The organism is Arthrobacter sp. 05T444, assembly GCF_056395905.1.
In genome coordinates this window covers 62,057-74,447 of sequence record NZ_JBFTKK010000013.1, presented here as the reverse complement: position 1 = coordinate 74,447, position 12,391 = coordinate 62,057, and the positions used below count along the sequence as shown (strand labels likewise).

11 protein-coding genes are annotated in these 12,391 nt (G+C 61.3%); 4 read left to right on the top strand and 7 right to left on the bottom strand.

Annotated features, from left to right (window positions below):
• Positions 1-9: 9 nt before the first annotated feature.
• Positions 10-972, bottom strand: a complete 963-nt coding sequence (locus AC1DD3_RS13755) for an MBL fold metallo-hydrolase (protein WP_476881899.1) — start codon at positions 970-972, stop codon at positions 10-12.
• Between the two features lie 109 nt (positions 973-1,081).
• Positions 1,082-1,636 (bottom strand): MarR family winged helix-turn-helix transcriptional regulator, encoded by a 555-nt coding sequence (locus AC1DD3_RS13750; protein WP_476881898.1) that lies wholly within the window; start codon positions 1,634-1,636, stop codon positions 1,082-1,084.
• Positions 1,637-1,796: 160 nt separating this feature from the next.
• Here AC1DD3_RS13750 and AC1DD3_RS13745 point away from each other — a divergent pair, with 160 nt between their 5' ends.
• The 4 genes from AC1DD3_RS13745 to AC1DD3_RS13730 all read left to right on the top strand — a co-directional run bounded on the left by AC1DD3_RS13745 (position 1,797) and on the right by AC1DD3_RS13730 (position 6,339).
• Positions 1,797-3,005: a cupin domain-containing protein gene (locus AC1DD3_RS13745; protein WP_476881897.1), complete on the top strand. Its 1,209-nt coding sequence runs from the start codon at positions 1,797-1,799 to the stop codon at positions 3,003-3,005.
• On the top strand, positions 2,998-3,924 hold the full coding sequence (locus tag AC1DD3_RS13740) for a hypothetical protein (RefSeq protein WP_476881896.1): 927 nt from the start codon (positions 2,998-3,000) through the stop codon (positions 3,922-3,924). The genes AC1DD3_RS13745 and AC1DD3_RS13740 overlap by 8 nt, the downstream gene beginning before the upstream one ends.
• On the top strand, positions 3,921-5,162 hold the full coding sequence (fahA, locus tag AC1DD3_RS13735) for a fumarylacetoacetase (protein ID WP_476881895.1): 1,242 nt from the start codon (positions 3,921-3,923) through the stop codon (positions 5,160-5,162). Before AC1DD3_RS13740 ends, fahA begins: the two co-directional genes overlap by 4 nt.
• 250 nt (positions 5,163-5,412) lie before the next feature.
• Complete coding sequence (locus AC1DD3_RS13730) at positions 5,413-6,339, top strand: LysR family transcriptional regulator (RefSeq protein WP_476881894.1); 927 nt, start codon at positions 5,413-5,415, stop codon at positions 6,337-6,339.
• Positions 6,340-6,349: 10 nt separating this feature from the next.
• Here AC1DD3_RS13730 and AC1DD3_RS13725 read toward each other — a convergent pair whose 3' ends face one another.
• The 5 genes from AC1DD3_RS13725 to AC1DD3_RS13705 all read right to left on the bottom strand — a co-directional run bounded on the left by AC1DD3_RS13725 (position 6,350) and on the right by AC1DD3_RS13705 (position 12,187).
• Positions 6,350-7,717: an MmgE/PrpD family protein gene (locus AC1DD3_RS13725; RefSeq protein ID WP_476881893.1), complete on the bottom strand. Its 1,368-nt coding sequence runs from the start codon at positions 7,715-7,717 to the stop codon at positions 6,350-6,352.
• 59 nt (positions 7,718-7,776) lie between these two features.
• The gene (locus AC1DD3_RS13720) at positions 7,777-9,021 is read right to left on the bottom strand and encodes an NAD(P)/FAD-dependent oxidoreductase (RefSeq protein ID WP_476881892.1); all 1,245 of its coding nucleotides are present in this window, start codon (positions 9,019-9,021) and stop codon (positions 7,777-7,779) included.
• Between the two features lie 3 nt (positions 9,022-9,024).
• Positions 9,025-9,348 (bottom strand): 2Fe-2S iron-sulfur cluster-binding protein, encoded by a 324-nt coding sequence (locus AC1DD3_RS13715; RefSeq protein WP_476881891.1) that lies wholly within the window; start codon positions 9,346-9,348, stop codon positions 9,025-9,027.
• Positions 9,349-9,394: 46 nt separating this feature from the next.
• Positions 9,395-10,759 carry an MFS transporter gene (locus AC1DD3_RS13710; protein ID WP_476881890.1) on the bottom strand — a complete coding sequence of 455 codons (1,365 nt, stop codon included), beginning with the start codon at positions 10,757-10,759 and terminating at the stop codon, positions 9,395-9,397.
• Positions 10,760-10,915: 156 nt separating this feature from the next.
• Positions 10,916-12,187, bottom strand: a complete 1,272-nt coding sequence (locus tag AC1DD3_RS13705; protein WP_476881889.1) for a cytochrome P450 — start codon at positions 12,185-12,187, stop codon at positions 10,916-10,918.
• Between the last annotated feature and the right edge of the window lie 204 nt (positions 12,188-12,391).

Sequence of the window (12,391 nt, the reverse complement as noted above, 5' to 3'; positions counted from 1 at the left end):
CCGTCGGGATCAGTCCTGGAGTTGAGCCCAGACTTCGCGGTCCCGTTCCATCGTCCAGATTGTGGGATGGTCGGTGCCGTTGAGTTCTTCCCACAGGCGGGAAACGTTGAACGGAAGGCAGTGCTCGAAGATCGGCCAGTGTCCATATGCCTCGTGAAGCGAGGCGTGGCAGGCGGCGAAGGCTTCCTTCATGGTTCCTCCCCGCTCCTGCACAGCCGACGCTTCGCGGATCATCGTGGTGAGGAAGGTACGGCTTTGTTCGATCGCGGCGTCCACGGTGTCCCTGCCTCGGCTGACAGTGCCACGTCCACCGACCAGCTGGTCGGCGCCGAAGGCTTTCACCCTGTCCAGGGTTTCGTTGGCCCACTCTAAATGGTAGGCATCTCCGGTGTAGAGCGCGGCCTGGGCTTCGACGAGGTCGCCGGCAAAGAGGATCTTTTGCTTGGGCAGCCAGGCCACGACGTCCCCGCTTGTGTGGCCTCGGCCCACGTGCTCGAGGACCAGGTCTCCCCGGTCGCCGCCAAGGTCGATGGTCAGCCGGTCGGCAAAGCTCAGAGTCGGGAAGGTCAGGCCCGGGATCGAGTCCGAGTCCTTCGCCAGGCGGGGAAACCGGCCGAACTCGCTGTTCCAGTCTTCGTGGCCGCGTTCCTGGATGAGCCGGTGTGTGTTCTCGTGGGCAATGACTGATTCTGCTCCGAATCCCGGTGCTCCGAGGACCCGTACTGCGTGGTAGTGCGAGAGCACGACATGGCGTACGGGCTTGTCGGTGTGCTGGCGCAGGATGTGCAGCCACCGCCTGGTGGCCACAGGAGTGGCCAGGGTGTCGAAACAGACGAGGAAGTCCTCGCCCTCGATGGCAGCGACGTTCGGGTCGCCTTCGGCCGTCAGCGCATATACGCCGTCGGCCAGGACTTCAAGCGTCTGCTTCTTGTCTTCAAGGTCGGCTACAGAAGCAAAAGTCTTCGTTGACATGATCACCTTTCGTAAAACCTTATACAAAGTTTTACTTACTGTAACCCAGCACACGTTCCCAGGGAAGGGCGCTTAGAAAATTGCTTCGGGCCGCCGGGGGAGCGGTCGACTATTCCCGCACGCGCCCGCCGACTTCCTTTCGGTGGGACATCAGTTTCTGCAGGAGCATGATCAACAACTGCTGCTCCACGTCGGTGAGGGCGGCGGCCCAGCGGGCTTCCTGTTTGTTCTGTTCCTGAAAGGCGCTGCGGGCATAATCCCGTCCTTCAGCGGTCAACTCGAGCATGATGGTGCGCCCGTCGGTCCCGGAAGCGCTCTTTTGCATCATGTCGCGGGCAAGGAGCGTGGTGGCCAGGCTGGATACGGCTGCGCGGCTCATTCCAGCGAGTTTCGCAGCTCTACTGGGCTCGATCGGCCCCGCCAGCCAGACAACGAACAGCAGCCGGAAGGCCGACCAGGAGACGCCCCGCGGGCGGTGTACGGAGGATTCCAAGTCGTAAACCACCAGGTTGGCTGCGCGGGTAAGCGTGATGATGACCTTGCTGGCCATCGCGTCATTGACGTCAAGCTCCTCGGCAATGCGCTTGCCGGTGAGTTCTACGAAGGTCCAGTAGTCCAGGCCACTCAGGTCCTGCGGGTTCTCGCTGCTCGTGCTCTCTGTCATTTCGCCAATCTACCGTGGATGCCGTCCGGCGGCCCGCACCCAGGCAGACCCGTGGATAGGGGATTACCTCTCGCATTTTTTCGTATAAGGCTTTACCATCATTTACGTACAAGGTTTGACAACTTGTTCATTGGTTGAATCATGATCTTAGGAGTGCAGTATGGCGTTCTACCGTCAGTTGGGTTCCCTCCCCAAGACTCGGCATACCCTGTTCCGCGCCGATTCGGGCGAAATCTACTACGAGGAGCTGATGGGCGAGGAAGGTTTCTCCTCTGACTCCTCACTGCTCTACCACCGGAGCATTCCATCAGCGATCGTCGGCGCCCGCGTCTGGGACCTGCCGGAGCAGTCGCTGACACCCAACGCGCCGTTGGTGCCGCGGCATCTCAAACTGCATGACCTGTTCACCGACGAGCAGGCTAAGACCACTGATGCGGTGACCGGCCGCCGGCTTATCCTGGGCAATGCAGATGTGCGCATCAGCTACGCCCTGGTAGGGGCCACATCCCCGCTCTACCGCAACGCCACCGGTGATGAATGCGTGTACGTCGAGACGGGCGGCGCCGTCGTCGAAACCGTCTTCGGCCGGCTGCCCGTCAGTGAGGGCGACTATGTGATCATCCCGCGAGCCACCACGCACCGCTGGGTCGTCGAGGACGGGGACACAGCCCGGCTCTACTTCATTGAGGCCAACAGCCACATCGGTCCTGCCCGGCAGTACCTCTCCAAACATGGTCAGTTGTTGGAGCACGCGCCGTACTGTGAACGGGACCTGCGCGGGCCCGAAGGGCCGCTTCTCATCGAGGAGCAGGATGTCGATATTTACATCAAACACCGCGGTGCCGGCCCGAACGGCCTTGCGGGCACCATCCACACCGTGCCGGAGCACCCCTTCGACGTCGTCGGCTGGGACGGCTGCCTCTACCCGTACGTCTTCAACATCAATGACTACATGCCAATCACCGGCAAGGTCCACCAGCCGCCGCCCGTGCACCAGGTCTTCGAAGGCAACAACTTTGTGATCTGCAACTTCGTCCCGCGCAAGGTCGACTACCACCCGCTCTCGGTCCCGGTCCCGTACTACCACTCCAACGTGGACTCGGACGAGATCATGTTCTACGTCGGAGGGGACTACGAAGCGCGCAAGGGATCCGGCATCGGAATCGGCTCCATCTCGGTCCATCCCGGCGGCCACGCCCATGGACCCCAGCCTGGAGCCATCGAAGCCAGCCTCGGCAAGGACTACTTCGACGAACTTGGAGTCATGGTGGACACCTTCCGCCCCCTCGATCTTGGCGAGGCCGCCCTGGCTTGCGACGACGGCAAGTACGCCAGCTCCTGGAGCGGGGGTCGGTGGACCCATGAGTGAGTCGCGGGCTTCGGGCCTGGACGGTTTCTTTGATGATGCAGCGGTGTTTCCCCCGGGGTCCGCATCTTTGGACATCGCCGTCCGCGATCATCTGGGGAGGCGATCATCGCGGATTGAGCCCTTCACAGGGCCGCTGCTGCTGGGTCTGGATCAGGTGCCGGAGGCCCACCGGCTGGCACTGGAAACTGCAGGAGACCTGGGACTTGACCTTGCCGCCGACCCGCTGCGGATCGGCGTCGTCATCCCCGAAGGCAGGCTCCAGGACGCGCTTGAACTGGAGGCACTCGCCCTCGACGGCACACAGGTCATCGGACTAGAGATGAAAACCCCCGCCGAGGACTGGCAAACCGCCCTGAGGGACCTTCAACAGGCAGACACCCCGGCGTCCCGCTATGCCGAGTTCACCGGCGCGCAGGTCGCCCAAGGCGCCGTGGCTACCCTGCAAGGCGGGAAAGTGCACCTGAAATTCCGCACCGGCGGTCTTGAATCCTGGCTGTTCCCCACGCCCGGAGAGTTGGCCGAGGTCATCGGGGAGGCCGTCCGGCGGCAAGTCCCGTTCAAGCTCACCGCGGGCCTGCACCAGGCAGTCCGTCACACCAACGACGCGACCGGGTTCACCCACCACGGATTCCTGAATATCGCCTTAGCCACCGCCGCAGCCGACCGGGGCGCCGGACCGCGCCATCTCATGCAGATCCTGGAAAACGAAGACGGGGCCGCGCTGGCCTTGGAGGCCCGAGGGGTCAGCACAATCTCGTGGAGGCAATGGTTCCGTTCCTTCGGTACCTGCAGCATCGATGAACCGCTCGATTCACTTGCTGCGCTGGGGCTCGACCCGGCCTCATTCGACCTCTTTGGACCAGGCTTTCCAGCCACAACAACTTCCCACACTCCCGATTACGAGAGGGCTCGCTCATGACAGCCATCGACACCGGCAGCATCGCCGATTTGTATACAGCAGAGGGCTTTGGGCTCGGACATCTTCCCTATGCGTCCTTTACCGCGCCCGGGACCGGTTCGCCCAGCCTGGGCATCCGCATCGGCAATCACGTCTTAGCGGTTTCGGCAATTACAGGCCTTGCAGGTGATGCTTCCCCCGAACTGAAGCAGGTCGGTGACGGCGCAAATCTGGACCTCCTCTTAAAGGCCGGCCGGCTGGTCTGGGACCAACTGCGGACGCTGGTCCAGAAAGCCTTGGCCGACATCTCTGTGTCGGCCAGGCTAAAGGATCAGTTGCACCTGGTCAGTAATGTCCAACTACATATGCCGTTCACGGTCGGGGACTACGTGGACTTCTATGGCAACGAATACCACGCTACTAACGTTGGAAAAATCTTCAGGCCGGAGCAGGCCCCACTGACTGCAAACTGGAAGCATCTCCCCATCGGCTATCACGGCAGGTCCGGCTCCATTGTTGCGAGCGGCACCGCGGTGCCCCGCCCGAAGGGGATGCGGCCGGAAGCGGACGGGACACCATCCTTCGGCCCATCCAGACGTCTGGACATTGAAGCGGAGGTCGGGTTCGTCCTGGGTGGCAGTGCCCCCGCGGGGGAAATACCCCTGGATCGAGCAGGGGAGCACATTTTCGGGGTAGTGCTCACCAACGACTGGTCGGCCCGGGACATCCAGGCCTTCGAGTACGTCCCCCTCGGGCCAAATCTGGGTAAGTCCTTTGCGACCTCGATCGCAGCCTGGGTCACTCCCATCGCGGCCTTGGAGCCCGTACGGACAGCACCTCCCGCGCGGGACACTCCCCTGGCAAAGTATCTCGATGACAGCAGCACGCAATCATGGGGATTCGACCTGCAGATTGAGATCCTCCTGAATGGAGAGACAGTCTCCCGGCCTCCTTTCGCGAGCACGTACTGGACGGCAGCTCAAATGCTCGCCCACATGACTGTCAACGGGGCCGCGATGCGTCCTGGTGACTTTTTTGCCGGCGGCACGATTTCCGGACCGGAAAAGAATCAGCGCGGATCGTTCCTGGAACTGGCCTGGGGCGGGGAGGATCCGCTCGTCCTTGCTGACGGCACCGAGTTCGCTTTTCTCCGCGACGGAGACGAGGTGACGCTCCGTGCCACCGCAGACATCGGCGGGCAGACGCACATCCGGCTCGGCGACTGCGTCGGCAAAATAGTCCCGGCGACTGCCGCCTGAACTGCCTTGGGGCTGGCCGCTGTCCGCCCGATCGTCACCATGTAGGGGATGCCGCCACCACCAGTGCTGGAGTGTGCCCAGCATCTGAGGGGCGGGGCGTCAGCGTAAGATCAAAACGGCCCAAGTTCCGTTAGGGACCCGGGGGAGGGGCCTCCAATGGATGATCGGCATTTCCTACTGGACCGATGGCCGCTGGCTGTGCCGTCAGGATGCCAGACCGAAGATGTGTTGGGACCGCTGAAAGGACGATGTGAAGTTCACTTTTCGTCAGCTCGAATATTTTGCGGTTCTGAGCGAGCACCAGACTCTAAGTTCAGCCGCGGCAGCCCTGCATGTGTCGGAGTCGGCGCTCTCCCATTCCATCACTGACCTGGAAAAATCAGTGGGGGTACAGCTCTGCCAGCGGAGAAAGGCCAGGGGCCTGTCGCTGACCCCGGCCGGCCGCTACTTTGCGGACCGGGCCCGGATGCTCATCCAGGACGCCGTTGAGCTCGCAAACGAAACTTCAACCGCGGAAGGTCATTTGAGGGGCCCGGTCCGGCTGGGGTGCTTCGCAGGTGTGGCTAACAACGTCCTGCCGACCCTGCTCGAGGGGTTTCCCAAAGCCCACCCCGATGTTTCGATCGAGCTGACCATAGGAACTGATGACAGTCTTCTGCCTGGTTTGTATGGGGGAAAGCTCGATTTCGTCATTCTTTATGACATGCTGCTGCCCCCGAACCTGCACCGTCGGACCATATACGAAACTGAAGTGACGGCAGTCGTACCGGGTGCACACCGGCTGGCCGGCCAGGAGTCCATCAGCTTGGCCGATCTGATAGACGAGCCTTTTATTATGGTGGACTCCAAACCAAGTACCGAAAACACCTACCGCATCTTTCGGGAGCAGGGGCTCGTCCCGCGCATGTCAGCGTCCGTTCCCTTGGTCGAGCTGGCGAAAGCCCTCGTGGGGCGCGGTTTGGGATATAGCCTGCTGATGTCCCGGCCGAACTCTACGAACCTGACAACTGAGGGCCGCGAAATTGCAGCACGTCCACTGACGCCGCGTGCAGGCCTTTCCTCTGTGGTTGCTGTCTGGCCCGAGGGGTTTGAGCTGACTCCCCGGGCCAGAGCACTAACGGACTACGCAGCCGGTCATTTGGGAGGGCCCTCCAGCAGCCTGAAACCGGTCGATTAGCAGTGAATGGCTAGTGGTTAGGATTCAGCTGCTTGATGAGGGAGCGGATGTCCTCGATGTCTTCCACAGAATCCACTAAGGCCGCGAGGGAGTGCTCCCGCTCGGCCGTTAGGTCCTGCTCGGCATAGCTCAGGCAGTCCCGGAACCGCTGCAGGTGTTCTTCCTGGGACAGAGGGTTGCCGGGAAACCCGGGGGCGGTCTCGATGGAGCGCAAATAGGTGGGGTGCCCTGAACGGTCGATGCTCAAGCGTGCAGCAGTATGACCCACCTCATCCAACTCGTTGGCCTGCCTGACCGTAATGCGTTGCATCAGGGCGCCAACAGAGGAATCAGCAATCAACGTTGGCCGAAAGTGCTCAAGGCGGGAATCACCGCGTAGGAGGGCGTTGGCCACACAGTATTGTGCACTGAACTGGGCATTGACCTTCGGTGTGTCGCCCATCTCAAAAGGATGCCCGACGAGTCGGAACGCGTACGGCGGCAGATGAACTTCTACCTCCCGTACGTCGGCGACATCGAATCCGGGGCTTCTTACGGCGTCCAAGGCCAGTTCAGTGACGCTCTGCGTCACGCCACAGCTGGGGTACTTCTTGAACACCATCCCGGTGAGCTTGTACTCCGTGCCGATGCCTTCGAGTAAGGTCGCAGGGTCGTCGCTGCCGCGGCCGAAGAGCCGCAGGTAGCCGTAGGTGCCGCTGAGAAAATTGCGGGGACCGGTGAGCCCGGCCTTGGCCAGCTGTACGCAGTCAATCGCCATTTGAGCCACCCAGCCTTGGATAAGGCGAACGGCCAGGGACCCATCAATGTTGCTTTGGAAGCTGCCGCCACAGCGGTTGAACGCCAGCGCCAGGGCATGGAGGGTTTCGTCCTCCGACAGTCGGGCCACGCGTGCTGCCGCGGCTGTTGCACCCATGACACCTGCAACCCCGGTGGGGTCGAACCCGTCGTACTGCTCTTCAGTCAGATTGAGCCTGGAGCCGGTCTCAAGTCCGGCGATGACGGCCGCCAGAAAATCCTGCCCGGAACAATCCTGAAAGAGTTCACTCGCTGCCAGGGCTGCGGGCACAACTGAGGAGCCCAGATGAAGCCCTGGTTTCATGGCGTCGCAGTAGTCCAAGGCGCGGGCCATTGCCCCGTTGAGCAGTGCGGCGCTTGAAGCCGGCACTTTGTCACCAAAGACCCACGTCGTGGCCTCGGGTTGTCCGCCACGTTGGACAAGGACGGAACGAAGGCTGGCAATCCCGTCTTCTCCTGTCCCGGCGAGGGCAGTGCCTAAGACGGTCAGGATCACTTGCTTCGCGGTGCCCACGACGTGCGCAGGAGCTTCTCCGGCCTGGATGTTCCGGATAAACGCGGCGAGTTGGCGCTCTATATTCAAGGTGAAGTCCTTATGTGTTCAGGTGCTCCGTCCGGGTGATCGGGCGGTGTTTCATTGGCTTACCTGCCGGCAGGGGCCGCTGCGCGGGTCTCCTTGGCGAACTGCCGCAGCGAAAAGCCTTCTCGCGCCGCTGCTTCTTTGGTGGGTCCCTGACCTGATGCCAGGAGTCGGCGGGCAGTGCCGTGATCTGCTGGGGAGTTGACGGATTCAACGGCGACCAGGCGCTCATTGCGGAAGCACAATGTCGAAAACTTTGCCCCGCCCGGGTCTCCCGTGGTTACAGTGTCGTCGGCTGGGTCGGACAGGCCTGCGATCTGGAGCCGGTGAGGGCCTTGAACTGACCAGAACCATGGCAGATCGATGTAGGGGTCTTCGCGGCCAACAATCGTTTGTACGGCGCTGCGTGCCTGATCGGTGGCGTTTTGAATGGACTCGAGCCGTGTGCGTGTTCCTGTGTGGATGTTAGGGAAACTCGCGCAGTCACCGACGGCCAGAATCGCCGGATCAGAAGTCCGCAGCGATTCGTCGACGAGCACGCCGTTGTCCGTTTCTAGTCCGCACTCGGCTGCAAGCCGGTCATTGGGTGTCACGCCAATGCCCACGACCGCGAGATCGGCGGCGTAGGTTGCGCCGGTCGTGGAGATGACGGATGCTACGCGGCCGTCCGGGCCCGGCTCGAAGGCTGTGGTGCCCTCACTCAGGCGTAAGTCCACTCCCAATTCGCGGTGGGCAGCGGCGAACCAGTCTGCTGTTGGCCGGGTTAGCGCCCGGCCCATGGGACGTGGGCCGTGCTCAAGAACCGTTACGCTGCAGCCATGAGCGCGAGCGGAAGCGGCGAACTCCAAACCGATGAATCCTACACCGATCACCACGACGTGGCGCGCCAAGGGCAGTGCCGCGTGCAGTGCTTCTGCGTCGGAAAGCGTCTTCAAGGAATGAACGCCTGGGAGTTGGGCGCCGGGGCACTGCAGGCCGCGGGTGCGGGCTCCCGTGGCCAGGACGAGCCAGTCGTATGTCAAGACTCCGTTGCCAGCCAGGGTAACGGTGCGGGTCTGCCGGTCGATGGAGACCGCGGAGGTTTCCTGCAAAGCGATGTTCTTTTCGGTGAAGAAAGATGCCGCCCGCAGCGGCAAGGGCAGAGGTTTCTTGCCCGGCAACAGATATTCCTTCGAGAGTGGAGGCCGCTGGTACGGAAGCCCTGGTTCGTCGCTTACAACCGTTATCCCGGCGGTGTAGCCCTCAGACCGGAGCGAATCGGCGACCTGCAGCCCGGCGTGGCCGGCACCTATGATGACGACAGCCACGGCCTAACGCTGCGCTTCCGGAATGTCGACAACGATGGCATCCAGGCCAGCTCCTACTTGGATCTGACAGCCAAGCCGCGACCGGTCGGTTCTCTCGGCGGTTGTGCAATCAAGCATCTCGTCTTCGTCCTCGTCAGGGCCGGGAAGTTCGTTCAAATATTCGGGCCGGACATAGACATGGCAGGTCGCGCACATTGCCTGTCCCCCGCATTCGCCGACGATGCCCTCGACGCCATTGCTGACGGCAGCGTGCATCAGGGTTGTGCCGCCTTGGACTTCAAGTCGACGTTCAGACCCATCAGGCTGGGCGAAAGTTACTGTGGCCATGGTTTCTCCTGGGTTCAAGGGATTGGTAGGAATTGGCGGCCTCGGGTCAACTGGCCCGGGCTTCTGTTGGCTGGACGGACGGAGTAACTCCGAGGTCTTTGTTGCGGCCGTCTTTGACGGTGCTGACGGTGACAAGGGAGATGGCGCTGAGGGCGATGATGTACAGACCGATTGAGGGGGACCATCCGGTCGCATTAATGAGTAGCTGCGCAACCATTGGGGCGAATGCACCGCCGAGGATGGTTCCTATTGCGTATCCGATGGAAACGCCCGAATACCGGACTTCGATGGGGAACATTTCCGCGTACATGGCACACATGGGCCCGTAGGCGAAACCCAGCCCGAAGGTTAGAACGATGGTCGCCAGCCCCAGGAACCAGATGTTCGCTGTGTCGATCAACAGGAACATCGGGATCATCCAGAGGATGACAGCTGCGTAGCCGATCTGAAAGGTCTTGACCCGCCCGATTTTGTCGGAGACCACTCCGCTCCACAGCGTGGTGGCCAGCCAGGCCACCGCGGCAAGGCTAATCACGGCAAGCACCGGAGTCTGCGCCATGCCCAAGGTCTTGGTTGCATAGGAGGAGATGTAGGCGATAAGGAGCCAGCCGGCAGCGTTGTTTCCCATGAAGATGAGGGCACATTTGGCTACATCCTTGAAGTGCCCTTTGAACAAGATGCCCAGAGGTGCAGAGGACTGGCGCCGACGCGTGAGAAGTTCCGCGAAGGCGGGGCTTTCATCGACGGACCTGCGGATGAAGAAGCCAAAGATGATGAGGACAACCGAGAGGAGGAAGGGGATACGCCAACCCCACGCGACAAACGCTCCAGGACCAATGAGCAGTGTCAGCCCTGTAAGAACCAGCGATGCCATCAGCATGCCGACGGGGACACCTACCTGAGGGAATGCCCCGAAGAGGCCCCGCTTGCCCTTGGGCGCATGCTCCACGGCCATGAGCGCCGCTCCGCCCCATTCGCCCCCGGCTGAAAGACCCTGCAGGATTCGCAGGACCATGAGGAAGACAGGGGCCCAAACGCCAATCTGGGCGTAGGTGGGAAGTATGCCCATGGTGGCGGTTGCGCCGCCCATCAGCAGAAGGGTAACCACCAACATTTTCTTGCGTCCAAGGCGGTCACCCAGGTGACCCGCGATGATGGCACCGAGGGGTCGGAAAAGGAAACTGATGCCTATGGATGCGAACGCAATGATCTGCGCCATGGCGGGGCTGTCGTCGCTAAGTGGCTGGAAATAGAGCTGACCAAATACCATCGCAGCCGTAGTGGCATAAATGAAGAAGTCGTACCACTCGATGGAGGTGCCCACGAGCGTTCCAACCAGGACCCGCCGTTTTTCCGGGGGCAGGCCCCTCAATATTCCTTGAGGTTCGGTAGCAGAAGCTGAAGCTGACATAACAAACTCCTAATCAGAGAGGTGCAGCAATGTGCGCCAGGCCATTGCGCAGGGGACGCGAGTGCTAGCGGCCCTAATTCGAAGGGCCGCTACTTATCTCTACGGGGTGCGGGTGTGGGGTGTGGGGCCGGAAGCTTTGGTGCGCCGGTGTGTAGTTCAGGACCAGGCAACGGGAAGCTGGGTTAAGCCTCGGAAGACCCAGCCGTTCCAAACAGCGGGCCGCTCTGTGTCGACCCGCAGTTCCGGAAGCTCCTCATAGAGCAGGGGAACCGCGATACGCCCTATCGAGATCCGCGCAGCCCACTGTCCTGCACAGAGGTGGACTCCGCTACCGAACGCCATGTGCGATTGCTTGGGCCGTGAAATATCAAAGTGGTCAGGATTTTGTCCGAAATGCCGGCGGTCGCGGTTGGCCGAGGCCAGTCCGAGCCCGATAGATGCCTTCGCGGGCAGTGAGTAACCCTCAAGCACCGTGGCGCGCGTCGTCTCTCGGGGGGCCATCCCAATTGGAGAAACCCAGCGGACCGCCTCATCAAAGACCGCATCCCACAAAGCGTCACCGTTCAATACGCGCCTGCGCTGTTCCGGGTGTTGGTCAAGGGCCCAAATCGAGTTTGTGATCATATGCTGCGGCTCGTTCATGCCCCCGGAGATCATCAGCTTGACGTTGGCGGCAACATCGAAATCGCTCATGCCGCCGTTGGCGAGAGCCGAAATCAACGATGAATTCGGTGTGCGGCGGTAGTAGGGAATGAGTTCCCTCAGTACCGCATCAACTTCTTCCTGCGAGGCGTCGCAGCGGGTCCATACCTCGGCACGGTCCAAGACATTGGCAATACCATCAATGAAATTAGAGGACCACCTTTGCATGTCCGATGCGTCGGCATCCTCCAGTCCGAGGAGATCGATCAGATTCTGCGCAGCCAGAGGAGCCGCGAAATCTGTATTCAGATCAGCGTGCTCCGGACCGCGATCTTTTAGAGCGTCCAAGTAGACTCGGGCATTGCGTTCGAACTTGGGAGCCCACGCCTCATTTAGATTCTTCGGCCGCAGCGCGGAATTGACCGCCTTGCGATCGGCGGCGTGTTCCGGATCATCTTTGCGTAGCATCGGCGGCGCGCCCAGAGCCTTAGCCATCGCCCCACTGCTGACGTTTGCCGAGTACACCGCTTGGTCTGACTCAGCTTCTCGACAGCCTTCGAAACTGGTTACCAGGAACTTATTCAAGCCCGGTATCCACGCAACAGGGGACTCTTCACGCAGGCGCTCGTACGTCGGGTAAGGATCACGCGACAGCTCAGCGAGATCGACCCAATCCGCAACCGGGGGCTGCTGAGAGGTATCGGCGTGGTCAAGAACCTGAACGGCGGAATCGTGGGGCCGCCCTGTATACCCGAAAGGGCAACCAAAGTCTGTGGATTCATTCATTGCAGTGGATCCTCCTCGATCACAATGTCTATGTGTCGATAGTCACAGCCCGCCTTCCGTTAGTAAAGTGAAGAATTCCGCACATAAACTTCGATTTCCTGCATCTATGGGGCCATTTGGGCCAAAGGCTTTGTGGATCTGGACCCTCCATCGCCATCGAAGTAGTTCGAAGGTGGGTGGACGCCTCCAGCCCCCGTCGTTATG